A 16,442-nucleotide genomic window follows, 5' to 3' on the forward strand; every position below is an offset into this window, starting at 1 on the left:
TAGCCCCCCTGTATATGGCTGCTAAGCCGATGTTAAATTTTGTGAGCGGAGAAATTTTTATGACTATTGCTGATTACAAACAAGAGCTTGGTAGTCACAGCAAGGACACCAAGCTGAATTTATCGAATTTATTCAGTAACGTAGACGCTTCAGGCATGACACCTGATCAATTCTACGGTACTGCATTGTCACTGGCTTACACTTTGAATGACGCTGAACTTATTGCGGCAATCGAAGCTGAGGCTGCTGATAAAATTGAAGCCAATGTGATTGAAGCGGCAAAACTGGCTGCTTCATTGATGGCAATGAACAATATTTATTATCGCTTTATCCATTTATCAAGCGACAAGCAATTCGCCAAGTTACCTGCTGGTCTGCGCATGAACGGCATGGCGAATCCAGGCGTAGATAAGGCCGATTTTGAGCTGTATTCGTTAGCGGTATCGGCGCTTAACGGTTGCGGTATGTGCATTGATGCACATGTTAAAACCCTGCTTGACCATAACGTGTCTGCTCAGGCAATTCAGGCTTCTGTGAAACTAGCCGCTGTATTAAATTCAGCAAAAGTTTCTCGCTCCCTGTCATAATCCTGCAATACCCGGGGATTATGCTTCGCAGACTTCCCTGGGAACGGTTGTTCCCCAAAACACCGTGAACCTTTTGCCCGCCTCCCCCGGCGGGCTTTTTTTTGGCGTTAAAACAGTAGCCTGGGTAGCTCAATTTGTAAGCTTTTGGTAGAATCCGTTGGTACATAACCTGCCGCTGCCTGAATGAGGATAATTAAATGAATTATTTTGCCCGCCGGATGCTTTTTGCACTCTCTTTTATTGTTCTCAGCGCTTGCAGTCAGGAACCTGAGCCGCAGAACCTGCGTGGCAATATCTTTGGCACCTTCTTTGAAGTTTCGGTAGGTGCCCAGCATGAGATAGATAAAGATTCGCTGGAAAGCGGTATCATGCAGGTTCTGAATGAGGTTGACCGACAGATGTCTAATTACCGGGAAGATTCCGACCTCAACCGTATCAATAACGCAGAGTTGCATCAGCCGGTTTCGGTACCTGCTGATTTATTTTATGTTTTGCAAAAAAGTGAACAGGTAGCTCAAATGTCTGGCGGCGCTTTTGATCATACCGTGGGCAGTTTGATTAACCTGTGGGGTTTTGGTCCAGATGGACGGGTTGAAACCGCCCCGCCTCAGGAAGCCCTGGACCGGGAATTGGAACGTGTTGGATATCACTATGTGATTTTGGATGAAGACGCGCAAACGGTAAAAAGAACCAGTGATTTGAGTATCAGTCTTTCAGCCATAGCCAAGGGTTTTGGTTCGGACGCGGTAAGTCAGTACTTGCTTGAACAGGGCATTGATAATCACCTGGTCAATATTGGCGGCGATATTATGTCTAAGGGTAAGCGGGCGCCGGGTCAAAACTGGCGTATTGGCATAGAGGCACCTAACGATACGCAACAGATGGTACGCCATATTTTACCCATTGAAGATACAGCTATGGTTAGTTCTGGTGATTACCGCAATTACTTTGAAGAAGATGGTGTGCGTTATTCGCATACAATAGACCCTACAACCGGTTATCCTATCGCTCATAACTTAGCTGCTGTGACTGTGTTGACTGACAATGCAACACTGGCGGACGGCTATGCTACGGTACTTATGGTAAAGGGTGTGGAGCAAGGTGTTGAGTTCGCTGATAAATATGATTTCGCAGCGCTTTTTATAGTGCGGAGTGAAGAAGGATTTGAAACTATAGTTTCAGAACGCTTTCAACGTGAACATGCAGAGCAAATGAGTGCCCCGCGAGTACAATAAAAAGAAACACTGCCTGCAATAAAGGAAGCCTGTTATGACTTATGTAGAAGGGTATGAGAACCTGATTGAGCTGGTAGCTGCTGGTGATCAGGACGCATTACGACAAGCGTTGAATGAAATGCCCTCTGCTGACGTCGCTGAGTATATGGACGAGCATTTTGAGGTCTACAGTACATTAACCTTAATGCAGCTTTTGGAACCCGCTCAGCAGGCTGAAGTATTCGGTTACTTAAGACCTAACAATCAACAGGAAATTGCCTCCCACATGGAAGTGGGTCTGCTGGCTCAGCTTTTTCGGGATATGTCCTCGGATGAGCGGGCGGATGTTTACGCTTTACTGGATATTAAATTACAGGATGCGTTGATGCGACGTTTGGCGCGTTCTGAGCGGGAAGATTTGTTGCGCCTGGCTAGCTACGAAGAAGGTACCGTAGGCTCGGTGATGACCTCAGACTATGCCACCGTTCCTACCGGTTCAACTGTTGAACAGGCATTAAAGAAGTTACGCCAGAGTGCTCCTGAAAAAGAAAGTATCTATCAGGCGTATGTAATTGATGCTCAGCATAAACTTCTGGGCGTGGTCTCTTTGCGTCAGTTAATTACAGCAGCGCCTATCGAAATCATGGATGACCTGATGACCAAAGATGTGGTTACGGTTAATCCTGACATGCCCCAGTCAGAAGCCGCCCGTATTATTAGCCGCTATGACTTAATTGCTATTCCCGCAGTTACCGATGACAATCTTTTGGTTGGCATGGTGACCTTCGATGACGCCATGGACGTTGTCGAAGAAGAAGATACCGATACTATGCACCGTTCAGCAACCGTTGGTAAAATTGAAGGTGGTCTGCGCGACGCCAGTATTTTCATGCTTTATCGTAAACGCATTAACTGGCTGGTATTACTGGTCTTTGTAAACATATTCTCCGGTGCTGCCATTGCGTTTTATGAAGAAACGATTTCTGCATATATTTCTCTGCTTTTCTTTTTACCCTTACTTATTGCTAGTGGTGGTAACTCTGGGGCTCAGTCCGCGACTCTTATGATAAGGGGTATAGCAACAGGTGAAGTCGCTAAAGGGGACTGGTTTCGAATGCTGGGTAAAGAACTGGCGGTATCTTTGGGACTAGGTATTACTATGGCGGTTGCTATTGTACTGGTGGGGTCGTTCCGTGCAGGTCCTGACATTATGCTGGTGGTAGCACTGAGCATGTTATGTATAGTCTTAATAGGCAGTATGGTCGGTTTGTTATTACCTTTCTTATTGAATCGCCTTGGTTGGGATCCTGCAACTGCCAGTACTCCTCTCGTCACAACTATCGCTGATGCTAGTGGTGTGTTAATTTATTTTGGTATCGCAACTGCCATTCTTGGCTTACCCGCAGCTGGAGCTTAAGCGCTAATCTGTGCCTCCGTTGCTGCGGTCATCCGTTGCAAACAGGAGGTGCTATGTACAATATCGACCTGCCACGTTTAAAAAGTACGCTGCTTGAACTTTCGCAAATAGGCTTTAACGAAGAAGACCATGGCATGTATCGCCAGGGGTTTACTGACGACGATATGAAAGCACGCCACTGGTTATTGGACATGGCGCGCAAAGAAGGTTTTATTGCTGACATGGACGGTGCCGGAAATGTCTGGTTTGGACTGGGTGAGTTGGACAAGCCTGCCGTTATTATTGGTTCTCATTTAGATACCGTGCCTGCAGGCGGTATTTTTGATGGCGCGCTGGGGGTGATTGCAGGCCTGGAAGTTCTGCGTGTCATTAAAGACAACAATATTCAGCTTGATTTCCCCCTACGGGTGGTTGGCACCGCTGAAGAAGAAGGCCGTTTTGGCGGTATGTTCGGCGCCCAATCGATCACCGGTAAGTTGAATATGGACTGGCTGCTGTCCGCCCGGGACGCCGATGGCATGTACCTGACCGACGCTATGAAGAACCAGGGATTAAACCCCATGGATGCTCTTGAGGTCGCCTGGCCTCAGGACCGCATAAAAAACTTTTTTGAATTGCATATCGAGCAAGGCCCTGTGCTTGAGAAAATGGATATCCCCATTGGTATCGTGGACGGTATTTCTGGTGTATTTAAGTGGATAGTACATCTCAAAGGCAAAGCGGATCATGCTGGAACCGCCCCTATGGATATGCGTAGTGATGCTTTCATGGGGCTGGCGGATTTTGCCCATGAAATCACTCGTATTATTGATGAGAATGGAACGGATAAGACACGCATTACTGTGGGTAAAGTACAACTTAAGCCAGGTTATCCACATACGGTGCCGGGTGAAGCTATTTTCACCATTGTCGGACGTGACATGAGCGAAGACATTATGCGTGATTTGGCCGATGTCTGTGATAAGACTCTTAATTCTATAGCTCGCCGCCACCGATTACGTTTTGAACGTGAAGAAGCCAGCTGGTTGCCGCCTCATTATTGTACCGACTCGATGATTGAGTTAATGGAGCAAAAAGCACAGGATCGCGGCTGGCCGTTTTTGCGCATGCCTAGTGGTGCGGGTCATGATGTGCAGTTTTTTACTGAGGTTACTGAGGCTGGGTTGATTTTTATCCCGTCAGTAAACGGGGTCAGTCATGCACCAGATGAATGGTCGCACTGGCATCATGTAGAAAAAGGGGCCAACCTGCTTTTAGACTGCGTGCTGGATAAAGTGAGTAAAGATTGATAACGGGCAAAGTGCAGGCGATGAATCGCCTGATTTCGACCGGGTAAAATAGTATACTAGGGCTTCCAACGGCCACGATGTAGCGGTATGCAATCATGGAACAGAAAATAAGCGTGCAGAAGGTCCCTCCTGCTCAGGTTAATATTCAGCAGCCGGAATCCAGCAAGCGGGATAACAACTACGCTCCAAATAGTCGCATCTACGTGCGCGATGTAAAAGGTCGTGTGGAAACCATGCGCCGACTGCTGGGCTTTGCTCTGATGGCCGTGTTTGTCATCTTGCCCTGGCTTACCTATAACGGCGAACAGGCCATATTGCTGGATATTGTGAATCAGCGTTTCCGTATTTTTGGCCTTACTCTGTGGCCACAGGATCTGACTATTCTGGCCTGGATCTTTATGATTTCAGCCTTTGCTTTATTTCTGATTACCACCCTGTTTGGCCGGGTCTGGTGTGGCTTTACCTGCCCACAAACCACCTGGACGTTTATTTACATGTGGTTTGAGCGCAAGCTGGAAGGTTCACGGCACCAGCGTATGAAGCTGGATCAACGGCCAATGAATGCAGATAAGTTTATCCGTAAATTTCTTAAGCACAGTATCTGGTTGGTTGTCGCTTTGCTTACGGCGATGACGTTTGTCGGTTATTTTACGGATATTCGCCAATTATTCAGCGAGTTTTTTGTTTTTCAGTCGAGTGCCTGGGCGGTTGGCAGCATCCTCTTTTTTACCTTTGCAACTTATGGCAATGCGGGTTGGATGCGCGAAATCATGTGCACGCATATTTGCCCGTATGCGCGTTTTCAGTCAGCCATGTTTGATAAAAATACTTTTATTGTGGCTTATGACGAAAAACGTGGAGAGCCCCGTGGCCCTCGCAGTCGTAAGGCCGACCCTAAAGAAAAGGGTCTGGGTGACTGTATTGATTGTAACCTCTGTGTTCAGGTATGCCCGACCGGTATCGATATTCGTAACGGTTTACAGTACGAATGTATTAATTGTGGGGCTTGTATCGATGCCTGTGACGATGTCATGGAGAAAATGGGCTACCCTAAAAAGCTGATTAGCTTTACCACCGAGAAGCGGCTGGAAGGCGGTAAAACTAAAATATTCCGTTTTAAGAGTGTTGGTTATGGGCTGGCCTTGCTGGCGCTTACGGGCCTCTTAGTTCTGGACATTTTGTTCCGTATTCCACTTGAATTTGATGCTACCCGGGATCGCAATACGTTATACCGCGAGAATCAGCAGGGCTTTATTGAAAACGTCTATACCTTGAGGATTATCAATAAGTCGCAACAGTCTCAGGTCTATTCGCTTTCTGCCCATGGCATTGAAGATCTTGATTATTATGGGCCGGGGCAGGTTGAGCTGAGCGGCGGTGAAGTGCGTAGTATTCCAGTGACGGTAGCTATCGACCCTTATTTCCTTGATACTAGCCTGACCGAAATAAGTTTCACTATTCAGGCCGAAGATGATGAGCGCATTCGAAAAACCATTAACAGTAATTTTATTTATCAATGAGTGAGTTGAGCCAGCAGGACTTCAGTTTTCAGGGGCTGACTCCGGATCTGATTATGGATGCGCTGGAGTCCGTTGATGTCTGGCCTGAGTCGGGGTTGTTGGCATTAAACAGCTACGAGAACCGCGTTTATCAGTTTATCGCGGCCAATAATAAAAGATATGTGGTTAAGTTTTACCGGCCTGAACGCTGGACAGATGCACAAATACTGGAAGAGCACAGCTTTACTAAAGAGTTGCTGGAGGCTGAAATTCCTGTAGTTGCGCCACTGGAGTTAGCCGGTAGTACTTTACCTCATTACAAGGGATATCGATTTGCGGTCTTTAATAGCGTTGGAGGCCGGGCTTTAGAAGCTGATCAGGAAGAGCACTTGTTTCAGCTGGGGCGCCAGATTGGACGGTTACACATGGTGGGTAAAGCACGGCCTTTTAAAGAGCGTCCGTTGCTATTTATGCCACAGGATTTGATTGATGCGGAAGCGACCTTAACGGAATGCTCTCTGATTCCACAGGCCATGCGAACACCCTTTTTTACTATCTTCAGGCATGTTGTTGACAGACTTAAAGACTTTGATATCAAACAGGTCAACTCCATTCGCTTGCATGGTGATTGCCATGTCGGCAACTTATTGTGGGGTGACCAGGGGCTGACTTTTGTTGATCTGGATGATTGCCGCCAGGGGCCCGCGATTCAGGACCTATGGATGATGTTATCGGGCGATCGCTATGCTCAGCAGTTACAGCTGGATACCCTGGTTGATGGATACGATGAATTTGCTTCTTTTGACACTAAAGAACTGGCTTTAATTGAACCTTTACGCGCCTGGCGAATCATTCAATACATGGCATGGTTGGCTAAACGCTGGCAGGACCCCGCATTTCCCCGCAGTTTTAGCTGGTTTGCTGAGGAAGCATATTGGGAACGGCAGGTACTTACGCTTAAAGAACAACTGGCTGCTTTTGATGAAAGTCCGCTAAGCTTGCAGCCAGGTTATTAATGGCGGCATAATTTAAGCAACAAATTTAAGTAATAAACGAATAACCACATTAAGTAGGGATAAGATATGAAGAAGTTTTGGTTAGCAATAGCATTAACCATAGGTGCGATGAGTTCAGCTCAGGCTATGGATTTTCGTGAAGGCGTACATTATGAAATAGTGAGTGAGGAAAGAACGGAGAAGACTGAAATTCTGGATTTTTTCTCTTTTTATTGTAACGCCTGTTATCAGTTCCAGCCGTTTAGTAACATGCTGGCTGAAGAATTCGGCGATAATTTTAAAAAATATCATGTCGACTTTGTAGGCCCGCAGGGTATGGGAGAGACTATTGTTCAGGCATGGGCTACAGCTAGTATTCTGGATGTGAAGTCGGAGTTGGCACCCGCGGTTTTCCGTCAGCATTTTGCACAGCGTAATATCAGTAATTCTAAAGATGACCTGAAAACTATTTTTGCCAGTATTGGTGTCGATGGCGATGAGTTTGAACGTGCTTATAATAGCTTTCCGGCTCGCAGTCTGACTAACCGCATGCGCCGTGAAGCACAAAAATATGACGTTCGTGCAACTCCGACCTTTATCGTCAATGGTCGCTATCGCATGATGTCATCAGGTTTCCGTGACAGTAATAATTTCTTTGACGATTATCTTGCACTGGCAAAATATCTGGTTGAGAAAGACAGCTAATCGGGTCTATGCTCGGTAGAAAAGCCAACTGATTAGGGAGCTATTGTGGATGAATGGTTAAGTGAAATAGTGGGATGGTTTGAATGGCTGGAGCAGTATCCGTCTGTTTATATCTCCCTATCTATCCTGCTATTGGTTGTGTTGGCTGTTTTCAGTAACTGGGTAACTAAATATGTGTTGCTGACGGGGCTTACCCGTTTACTCCAGTCCACACCTATCGGCAAAGATGAGCTTTTTAATGAATCCCGTGTCATCGTACGTCTTGCCAATGTGGTTCCGGCTCTGGTGCTTTCATATGGTGTAGTGCTTATACCGCATTTGCCTGAAGTCATTATACAGGTAGTGAATAATGTGGCGGTGGCCTTCATTATTCTGACTGTAGCTTTGGCTATCAGCAATTTCCTGGGCATTCTGAATCGCTTATACGAGCGGCGTCCAGATGCCAGTATGACGCCGATAAAAGGTTACGTGCAGGTCATAAAGATAGTGATTTATGTCATCGCTACTCTGCTTGTCATTGCAACACTCATTGATCGCTCGCCTTTCATTTTGCTTTCTGGCCTGGGCGCCATGGCCGCGGTTTTGATGTTGGTATTTCAGGACACTTTATTGTCGTTAGTGGCCAGCATGCAAATCAGTTCAAATGATATTGTGCGTATTGGTGATTGGGTTGAAATGCCCCACTTAAATGCTGATGGCGATGTCATCGATATTTCACTTCATGTGGTTAAAGTGCAGAACTGGGACAAAACCATTACCACTATCCCAACCCGACGCTTCATAGACAGTTCGTTTAAAAACTGGCGTGGTATGCAGCAAGCCGGTGGCCGCCGCATGATGCGTAATATCATGATAGATCAGCAGAGCATTCGCTTTTTAAGTGCAGAAGATAAGGATAAACTCAAACGATTCAGCCTGTTACGCGGCTATCTTGAAGAGAAGCAAAAAGAGATTGATGACTGGAATAAAGAGCTGGAAGTAAAAGGAGAAGACCCCTGCAATTCCAGACGCTTGACGAACATAGGTACTTTTCGCGCTTATGTTCAGTTGTATCTGAAGCATCACCCCGGTATTCACCAGGAACTCTTTATGCTGGTGCGACAGTTAGGGCCTACTGCCGATGGTTTACCCCTGCAGGTATATGCCTTTAGCAATGATACCGCCTGGGGCGCCTATGAAGGTATTCAGTCGGATATCTTTGATCACCTCTACTCGGTCATTGCTGATTTTGGTTTGCGCGTATTTCAACATCCGAGTGGCATTGACCTGGTTTCTTTACGGGTCGACCCTAAGACTACGGAGACTGAGCAACAATCCGAGCAAGCTAAGCAGCTGGACGCTGAGGATCTGCCGCCTGAGCGTGATGCTGCAAAATAGACTCAATGCGTTTGTCTTTAATTTCCCAGCGCTGGTTAAGCCAGTGCTGAAAATGTTCACGGAAAGCTTCGTCATTGAAGTAGTCACCGCACAGATCGTCAGTGGAAGGCAGTGCGTCGATGTGCAAGTGAATATGACGTAGACGGCCTGCCAGGAAATCTAGCACCAGCGGTCTGTTCGGGTGGCGATCCGGATAGACGATAGTGATATCCAGAATAGCATCGAACTGACCGCGCATAGCCTGCAGAGTGAAGGCGGTGCCTCCTGCCTTCGGGGGTAACAGGTGCTGAAAGGGGCTCTTTTTCTGTTCTTTTTTCTTTTCATTAAAGCGAGTGCCTTCACAGAAGTTGATCACTGTGGTTGGGATATCGCGAAATTTTTCACATGACTTGCGCGTGGTTTCGATATCCTTACCTTTTAAATGAGGCTTCTTTTCAAGTTGTTGACGTGAGTAACGCTTCATAAAAGGCATATCCAGAACCCAGCAACCTACACCGATAAAAGGTACCCAGAACAGTTCTTTTTTGAGAAAAAAGCGCGGCATTGGCATGTCTGATTTCGCCAGCTTCATAAGCACCAGAATATCGACCCAGCTTAAATGGTTAACCATGATCATGTACCAGCGATCGCGATACAGTTCTACACCACCCTCCACTTGCCATTTAGTTTTTTGAGTCAGACTAAACATTGCAGAAACACCACGACCCCAAAGGCGAAAAAGAAAGTTAGCAATGCTCGAGATGAAACGACGCCAGGCGGGGATGGGTATAATTTTGAAGATACCTAGCGTAATGATTAGAAGAGCAATACCTGCGGTGATAAAGCTCCCCCAAAGAAAGTTAATTATTATTTTAAGTGGCGCGGGTAAAAAATAAAGCATTACAACGGGTTTCCTGCTGCATTAAGACGACAGTAAATATCATACGCTAACTTTTCTAAAAATCAGCAGTAAGTAGGCTTGCAAGAATGAAAAATTAGCTTAATATACTGTATAAACATACAGTAATTGAGTGGTGAGAAGTATGCAGCCTTTGCAGGATTCATCGTTACAGTCATTATTGCAAACAGGGAAACTCTGGCAGGCGGGTCAGCAGAGCGAATCTTCACAGCTGCGTATTGCCACGGGACATCAGGGGCTGGATGAAACCTTGCACGGAGGTCTGCAAATTGGGCAATTACATGAGGTTCAGGTGCCACGCTGGTTCTGTGGTGAGGTCAGCCTGCTTCGTGGTGCGTTAAAAAAAGCGGGCGAACAGCAAGAGCCGGTATTCTGGCTCAATCCTCCAGCGACTCCTTATGCAGCCGGCTTGAGTTATATAGGCTCTGCCCCCGCGTCTCATATTGTATTAACTGAGCTGGGGGAGGATGAAGCGGTATGGGCATTAGAGCTTATTTTACGGGCGGGCTGTGCTGCGGTGGCCGCTGCCTGGTGCTCGTCTTTATCAGCGACTGCCGCCAGACGCCTGCAGCGGGCGGTTCAGGGGACCTCTACCCTGGCTGTTATCTTTTCTGCACCTGTATCAACAGAAGCCCGGAGCTATCAAACCCGACTTCGGGCTCATTTGGAGCATGGCCAGCTGCGTTGGCAGATTATTAAGCGACCTGGAGGCTGGCCATGTGAGTTGGATTGGGAAGCTGTGCCTACCTGGAGATCCTGATGCGCAGTTGGGTTTATTTGTATTTTCCAAATCTGCAGTTGGATCAATTATTACTTACTCAGGCTGAAGGTAAGCATCGTCCACTGGTACTTTATGACGAATCAACGCTTCGTTTGAAGCAGCTTAACCGTGCAGCTCTGGATCTTGGTATGCAACCTGGCATGCCCTTATCAGACGCTTGGTTGCTTAGTAGTGAATTAGTCGCTCACCGGTTTCAGGGGCCTTATGAAAAACAGTTAACCCGCCAGATTGCACTTTATCTATATCGTTATTTTGCGGACATTGCCATCAGTGGCGGCGATGGTTTATGGATCGAAATCAGCAGTATGCAGCGGCTGCATCAGGGGCAGCAGGAAAGTGTACGGCGTTTACATAAGAGCCTTGAGTCTCTGTCGCTTACCTACTTTATGGGTAGAGCAAACAGCCCCCTCGCTGCCAGCATACTGGCTAAAGCCGATATTTGCCTGGAGCAAAGCGACGTGAACTGGCAACAGGTAAGCCAGGCGCTGCAGCCGCTCGATATTGGTTACATTAATCTGGAACCCAAAACGGAACAAAAATTACGCCGCATGGGGCTGACTAGTATAGGAAAGTTGCTTGGTATGCCAACAGCTTCACTGGGACGTAAGCTGGGTTATGAACTGGTTAACTGCGTAGCCCAGCTGCAGGGTCAACAGTCGGTGTCTCTGCAGTACTTTCGTCCCGCCGTGCATTTTCATGAACGTATGCCACTGGCTTCTGAGGTGACTAACTGGGCGGGGCTGCGGTTTCCGGTAAATCGTTTACTGCTGGATTTAGAGCACTACTTACGTGTGCGCCAGAAAGTTACCCGACAGTTGAAATTGACGCTATATACCCGCGATAAGCAGGCGAACCGGATACAGCTGGCGTTGGCCCAAGGAACATACCGTGCACAGGACTTTATGAGTTTGTGCCAGTTGCGATTGGAGCGGGAAGTATTAAGACAGCCAATACTGGAACTGGCTTTAACAGTAGATAACCTGGAAGAGTGGCAGCCCTCTTCAGAAAAACAGCTGACGGATAAAAACCAGTCTCATGCGCGAACCAATATGTCGCAATTACTGAATCAGCTGCAAACCCGCTTGGGTGAGCCCCGCATTCGTGGCCTGAATATAACTACTAGTTGGTTACCTGAGCTTGCTCAGGATATGCCAACACCGGGTACGCTGTTGTCTCAAGGCCAGCAGAGCTGGAGACCACCCTGGTTATTGAGTAATCCGGTGAGGGTCAATATAGAAGAGTGGCAAGCCGTATCTCAGCCTGAGCGTTTGCAAACACATTGGTGGCAGTCGCTGGATTTACAGGTGAATACCCGGGATTATCTGCTTGCCACCGATAAATGCGGTTGTGTTGGTTGGTTGTATTTTGATTATGCTGCTAAGCAATGGCTGTTGCAGGGTTGGAGCAGTTAATGCGCTACGCGGAATTACATTGCTTAAGCCATTATAGCTTTTTACGTGCCGCCTCTTCTCCTGAGGAAATGATCAACAAAGCTGAAGAGCTTGGTTATGAGGCTTTAGCTTTGACCGATGAATGCTCAGTCGCTGGGGTTGTAAAAGCCTGGCAAGCTGCAAAAAAACTGACAGTTAAACTGATTGTCGGTAGTGAATTTAAAGATCAGAACCTGGGGACTTTCATCCTCCTGGCGAGAAACCGAAAGGGCTACGCCCAGCTTTCTGCCTTGATCTCTCACTGTCGGGGACAAAGCAGTAAAGGACACTATAAGTTTTCAGTTGATGATTTGCTCTCTTTCCCCTGCTCAGATTGTCTATTGCAGTGGGCGCCATCAGTTTCAATGTGCCCAGCCGGGGTGCCTGAACGAATTCATTCCCTTTTTAAGCGTCGCGCATGGATTGTGGCTGAGCGGGATTTGACAACTAAGGGAGAAGCACAAGTAAAAAAAGCTATGACTTTTAGTCATTTATATAAGTGGCCGCTGGTCAGCTGTAGCGGAGCTCTTATGCACTGCGCAGAACGTCTACCTCTACTACATACGATAACGGCTATTAAAGCGGGACAGCAGGTTACTCAGGTCATGCCGGATCTTGTTGTTAACAGTGAGCAGCGTCTGCGGTGTTTAAATGAATTACAGGACTTATACCCAGCTCAGTGGATAGAAGAGAGCGCCCGGATAGCTGATTTATGCAATTTTGACTTGGGGAGTTTGCGTTATGAATACCCTGCAGAGGTGGTGCCTGCTGGTAAGACTGCTCAGGGTTATCTCGTGGAGCTGGCCCAGTCAGGCATTCAAAAACGTTTTCCCGAAGGTATTCCAGACAAAGTTCATCAACAGCTGTCGTATGAATTAACACTCATCGAAGAAATGCAGTATGCGCACTTTTTCCTGACTATTTACGACCTGGTGAGTTTTGCGGCTAGCCGCGATATTTTATTTCAGGGGCGTGGCTCTGCTGCTAACTCCGTACTTTGTTATTGTTTGGGGATTACAGCCGTCAATCCAGCTCAGTCAGAGTTATTGTTCGAACGCTTTATTTCAAAAGAACGGGATGAACCACCAGATATCGATGTGGATTTTGAACATGAGCGCCGTGAAGAAGTTATTCAGTACATCTATAGCAAATATGGGCGTCACCGGGCGGCACTGACTGCGACAGTCATCACCTATCGTCTGCGTAGTGCTTTACGGGATGTGGGTAAGGCGCTTGGCTTCCCTCAAATACAGCTGGCTAACATTCTGACCCGTCTGGACCGTCGTGACTCAGAAGAAGACTGGCAGCAGCAGTTAACAAACATGGGCATTTTACAGCATCCGCACGGTCACCATCTATTACTGTTAACCGAGCAGTTGAAGGGTTTTCCGCGTCATCTTTCGCAGCATGTTGGTGGTTTTGTTATAGCTTCAGAACGTTTATCTGATCTAGTACCTGTTGAAAATGCGGCGATGCCAGGACGTACCGTTATTCAATGGGATAAAAATGATATTGAATCGCTGAAGTTGTTAAAAGTGGATGTTCTGGGGTTAGGTATGTTGACCGCACTACGTAAAAGTTTAGCGATTGTAGCTCAGGTATTTGCTAAAGAGTATCAACTCGCCACTCTGCCTCAAGAGGATCCTGAGGTATACGGGATGCTACAAAGAGCCGATGCTATAGGTATATTTCAGGTTGAGTCCAGGGCGCAGATGAATATGTTACCGCGCCTTAAACCGAAAACTTTTTATGATCTGGTGGTGCAAATAGCAATTGTACGTCCAGGGCCTATTCAGGGCGACATGGTGCATCCTTATTTACGGCGACGTGATGGACTGGAAGCCATTGATTACCCGGGTGAAGCCGTGAAAGCAGTGTTAAAACGAACACTGGGCGTACCCATATTTCAGGAACAGGCGATTAAACTAGCCATGGTTGCCGCTGGTTTTACTGGCGGAGAAGCGGATCAGTTACGCAGAGCGATGGCGACCTGGAAAAGCCGGGGCCAATTGATGGCCTTTCAGGAGAAGCTTATTCAGGGCATGTTAGATAATGGCTACAGTGATGAATTTGCAACGCGACTCTTTGACCAGATTTGTGGTTTTGGTGAATATGGCTTTCCAGAATCACATGCCGCCAGTTTTGCTAACCTGGCGTATGCCTCGGCCTGGTTAAAGTTTCATTATCCACAGGCTTTTTATGTTGGTTTGCTGAATAGTTTACCGATGGGCTTTTATTCAGCCTCTCAAATCATTCAGGACGCAGGGCGTCATCAGGTTGCCATAACTGGAGTTTGCATCAATGATAGTGACTGGGATCATCAGCTAAAAGGCTCACCGGGTTCACTTAGCATACAGCTTGGCTTCAGGTTGGTTAAAGGCCTGAGTAAGAACAGCATTGTTGAGCTATTAAAACAGCGCCCTGTGTCTGGTTTCACGCAGATAGATGAGATAAAGCAATTGAACTTGCCAGGTCGCGATATGGAAGCGCTGGCGAGTGCCGGAGCTTTTCAGTCCTTAACCGGGCACCGTTATCAGGCCCGCTGGGAAATGACATCGCTGGGTGAACAATTACCTTTATTGGATGTTGCAGAGCAGGATCAAGCTAGTTACTCCCTGCCCCCGCCGACTCCAACTGAAGACATGGTTGAGGATTATGCTTCGGTTAGTTTAACTCTGGGAATGCACCCACTGGCTCTTCTAGAGCAGCAGGGATTATTGCCGGCCTATAAAAAGGCGACTCAGCTGAAGGATTTGCGTAGTGGTCAATTGGTTACTGTCATGGGTCTGGTGGTTGGCCGACAGCGTCCTTCAACCAGCGCGGGAGTGACTTTTGTTACTCTCGAAGACGCAACCGGCAATGTTAATGTAGTTATCTGGCAGGATCGAGGGCGACAGCAAAGGCAACAATGGCTGTATGCGCAGCTGCTAGAAGTAAAAGGAACCCTGGAAATCCAGGGTGATATTATTCACGTTGTCGCCGGGCGCATGACAGATCGTTCTTCTTTATTACCCACCCGGAATGTTAAATCGAGAGACTTCCACTGAGTGTTAGTTCTGCATTTCTTGCAGGTATTCATCTTTGAGCCATACATAGTTGATAGCCGACTGGGTCAAAAATGCCTGCTCCTGCTCGTTCAGCGGTCTTTTTTTCTGAACCGGGCTGCCTACATATAAATAACCGCTTTCCAGTGTTTTATTCGGAGGTACTAAAGACCCGGCGCCAATAATGACATCATCCTGTACAACTGCCCCATCCATCACGATAGCGCCCATTCCGACAAGTATTCGGTTACCCAGCTGACAACCATGCAACATGACCTTATGGCCTACCGTCACGTCATCACCAATAATAAGTGCGTAGCCGTGGGGATCATCGGGACTGGTGCGAGTCACATGCAATACGCTGCCGTCCTGAATGTTGGTACGTTCGCCGATGCGTATAATGTTCACATCACCCCGGGCGGCTACTAACGGCCATATACTACTGTCGTCACCTATTTGTATATCGCCTACGAGTACCGATGATTGATCAAGATATACGCTTTTGCCCAATTGGGGTCTTTTACCTTGATAACTGTGTCCTTTATTTAAAGCTTGCTGACTCATAATTGACCTCTCAACTTAAAAGTACTCTTATATATGCTTAATAATACATCAGAGTGATGAATATTGCTTCAGTCGACTCTTTTTAAGTAGTTATTTGTAATAAAAGGCTTGTCATATGAAACCTTATCTCTATAATGCGCCTCACTCCAAACGGTTAGCCAGTAACGAGTTAGAACGGCGAACAAGTTTGGAAAAGCCTTGACGGGAAGAAATAAATCCCTAAAATGGCGCTCCCAGCTCGAGAAGAGCGGGAATAGATTAAAAGTAGGTGTTAACTCTTCGCTAACAAGTTAAAACGATAGCGAAAACTTTGCAAAAAGCCGTTGACACTTACACTGAGGCGTGTAGAATACGCACCTCGCTTGAACGGCTCCTTGGGCATCAAGCAACGCTCTTTAACAATATATCAAAGCCAAGCAATCTGTGTGGGCACTTGCATTGATTGAGTACAAAAAAGGTCTTTCGAGACCAATAGGCGAGAACGACAGGCTTGTCCTGTCCGTTTGAACCGAAACGCTCAATTGATGTTGGTGACTACCGAATGAAGCGCCTTCGGGTGTGGAATTCAAATAAAGAACCAACAATTCATACGAGCACTTGTAAGTATCAAAATCTTTATAATTGAAGAGTTTGATCATGGCT

General features: G+C 46.9%; 13 protein-coding genes. 11 read left to right on the top strand and 2 right to left on the bottom strand.

Annotated elements, in window-relative coordinates; translation table 11 throughout:
• Window positions 1–59 precede the first annotated feature (59 nt).
• The 8 genes from CWE09_RS10220 to CWE09_RS10255 all read left to right on the top strand — a co-directional run bounded on the left by CWE09_RS10220 (window position 60) and on the right by CWE09_RS10255 (window position 9,083).
• The gene (locus CWE09_RS10220) at window positions 60–587 is read left to right on the top strand and encodes a carboxymuconolactone decarboxylase family protein (RefSeq protein ID WP_126803858.1); all 528 of its coding nucleotides are present in this window, start codon (window positions 60–62) and stop codon (window positions 585–587) included.
• A 197-nt stretch (window positions 588–784) separates the two neighbouring features.
• Window positions 785–1,822: an FAD:protein FMN transferase gene (locus tag CWE09_RS10225; protein ID WP_126803859.1), complete on the top strand. Its 1,038-nt coding sequence runs from the start codon at window positions 785–787 to the stop codon at window positions 1,820–1,822.
• Between the two features lie 34 nt (window positions 1,823–1,856).
• Window positions 1,857–3,218, top strand: a complete 1,362-nt coding sequence (gene mgtE, locus CWE09_RS10230) for a magnesium transporter (RefSeq protein WP_126803860.1) — start codon at window positions 1,857–1,859, stop codon at window positions 3,216–3,218.
• Window positions 3,219–3,271: 53 nt separating this feature from the next.
• On the top strand, window positions 3,272–4,507 hold the full coding sequence (locus tag CWE09_RS10235) for a Zn-dependent hydrolase (protein WP_126803861.1): 1,236 nt from the start codon (window positions 3,272–3,274) through the stop codon (window positions 4,505–4,507).
• A 95-nt stretch (window positions 4,508–4,602) separates the two neighbouring features.
• Complete coding sequence (gene ccoG, locus CWE09_RS10240; protein ID WP_126803862.1) at window positions 4,603–6,027, top strand: cytochrome c oxidase accessory protein CcoG; 1,425 nt, start codon at window positions 4,603–4,605, stop codon at window positions 6,025–6,027.
• Window positions 6,024–7,022 (top strand): serine/threonine protein kinase, encoded by a 999-nt coding sequence (locus CWE09_RS10245; RefSeq protein WP_126803863.1) that lies wholly within the window; start codon window positions 6,024–6,026, stop codon window positions 7,020–7,022. The genes ccoG and CWE09_RS10245 overlap by 4 nt, the downstream gene beginning before the upstream one ends.
• 66 nt (window positions 7,023–7,088) lie before the next feature.
• On the top strand, window positions 7,089–7,706 hold the full coding sequence (locus tag CWE09_RS10250) for a thiol:disulfide interchange protein DsbA/DsbL (protein ID WP_126803864.1): 618 nt from the start codon (window positions 7,089–7,091) through the stop codon (window positions 7,704–7,706).
• A 45-nt stretch (window positions 7,707–7,751) separates the two neighbouring features.
• Window positions 7,752–9,083 carry a mechanosensitive ion channel family protein gene (locus CWE09_RS10255; RefSeq protein WP_126803865.1) on the top strand — a complete coding sequence of 444 codons (1,332 nt, stop codon included), beginning with the start codon at window positions 7,752–7,754 and terminating at the stop codon, window positions 9,081–9,083.
• Here the strand turns inward: CWE09_RS10255 and CWE09_RS10260 are convergent.
• Window positions 9,031–9,963 carry an acyltransferase gene (locus tag CWE09_RS10260; protein ID WP_126803866.1) on the bottom strand — a complete coding sequence of 311 codons (933 nt, stop codon included), beginning with the start codon at window positions 9,961–9,963 and terminating at the stop codon, window positions 9,031–9,033. The genes CWE09_RS10255 and CWE09_RS10260 overlap by 53 nt on opposite strands.
• A 142-nt stretch (window positions 9,964–10,105) precedes the next feature.
• On the opposite strand from CWE09_RS10260, the gene CWE09_RS10265 reads away from it, so the two are divergent.
• From CWE09_RS10265 to CWE09_RS10275, 3 genes are read left to right on the top strand one after another with little or no spacing between them, the layout of a single operon-like run.
• The gene (locus CWE09_RS10265) at window positions 10,106–10,741 is read left to right on the top strand and encodes a hypothetical protein (RefSeq protein ID WP_126803867.1); all 636 of its coding nucleotides are present in this window, start codon (window positions 10,106–10,108) and stop codon (window positions 10,739–10,741) included.
• Complete coding sequence (locus CWE09_RS10270; protein WP_126803868.1) at window positions 10,741–12,174, top strand: Y-family DNA polymerase; 1,434 nt, start codon at window positions 10,741–10,743, stop codon at window positions 12,172–12,174. Before CWE09_RS10265 ends, CWE09_RS10270 begins: the two co-directional genes overlap by 1 nt.
• Complete coding sequence (locus CWE09_RS10275) at window positions 12,147–15,239, top strand: error-prone DNA polymerase (RefSeq protein ID WP_241974336.1); 3,093 nt, start codon at window positions 12,147–12,149, stop codon at window positions 15,237–15,239. The genes CWE09_RS10270 and CWE09_RS10275 overlap by 28 nt, the downstream gene beginning before the upstream one ends.
• A gap of 3 nt (window positions 15,240–15,242) precedes the next feature.
• On the opposite strand, the gene CWE09_RS10280 is transcribed toward CWE09_RS10275, so the two are convergent.
• A complete protein-coding gene (locus CWE09_RS10280) occupies window positions 15,243–15,800 on the bottom strand; it encodes a gamma carbonic anhydrase family protein (protein ID WP_126803870.1) in 558 nt (185 codons plus the stop codon).
• Between the last annotated feature and the right edge of the window lie 642 nt (window positions 15,801–16,442).

The organism is Aliidiomarina minuta (assembly GCF_003987145.1).
Taxonomy (GTDB): domain Bacteria; phylum Pseudomonadota; class Gammaproteobacteria; order Enterobacterales; family Alteromonadaceae; genus Aliidiomarina; species Aliidiomarina minuta.

Excerpts from the sequence above, each read along its gene's own strand:
- CWE09_RS10220 (WP_126803858.1), top strand. The coding sequence starts at position 60 with ATGACTATTGCTGATTACAAACAAGAGCTTGGTAGTCACAGCAAGGAC.
- CWE09_RS10225 (WP_126803859.1), top strand. The coding sequence starts at position 785 with ATGAATTATTTTGCCCGCCGGATGCTTTTTGCACTCTCTTTTATTGTT.
- mgtE (WP_126803860.1), top strand. The coding sequence starts at position 1,857 with ATGACTTATGTAGAAGGGTATGAGAACCTGATTGAGCTGGTAGCTGCT.
- CWE09_RS10235 (WP_126803861.1), top strand. The coding sequence starts at position 3,272 with ATGTACAATATCGACCTGCCACGTTTAAAAAGTACGCTGCTTGAACTT.
- ccoG (WP_126803862.1), top strand. The coding sequence starts at position 4,603 with ATGGAACAGAAAATAAGCGTGCAGAAGGTCCCTCCTGCTCAGGTTAAT.
- CWE09_RS10245 (WP_126803863.1), top strand. The coding sequence starts at position 6,024 with ATGAGTGAGTTGAGCCAGCAGGACTTCAGTTTTCAGGGGCTGACTCCG.
- CWE09_RS10250 (WP_126803864.1), top strand. The coding sequence starts at position 7,089 with ATGAAGAAGTTTTGGTTAGCAATAGCATTAACCATAGGTGCGATGAGT.
- CWE09_RS10260 (WP_126803866.1), bottom strand. The coding sequence starts at position 9,963 with ATGCTTTATTTTTTACCCGCGCCACTTAAAATAATAATTAACTTTCTT.
- CWE09_RS10265 (WP_126803867.1), top strand. The coding sequence starts at position 10,106 with ATGCAGCCTTTGCAGGATTCATCGTTACAGTCATTATTGCAAACAGGG.
- CWE09_RS10270 (WP_126803868.1), top strand. The coding sequence starts at position 10,741 with ATGCGCAGTTGGGTTTATTTGTATTTTCCAAATCTGCAGTTGGATCAA.
- CWE09_RS10275 (WP_241974336.1), top strand. The coding sequence starts at position 12,147 with ATGGCTGTTGCAGGGTTGGAGCAGTTAATGCGCTACGCGGAATTACAT.
- CWE09_RS10280 (WP_126803870.1), bottom strand. The coding sequence starts at position 15,800 with ATGAGTCAGCAAGCTTTAAATAAAGGACACAGTTATCAAGGTAAAAGA.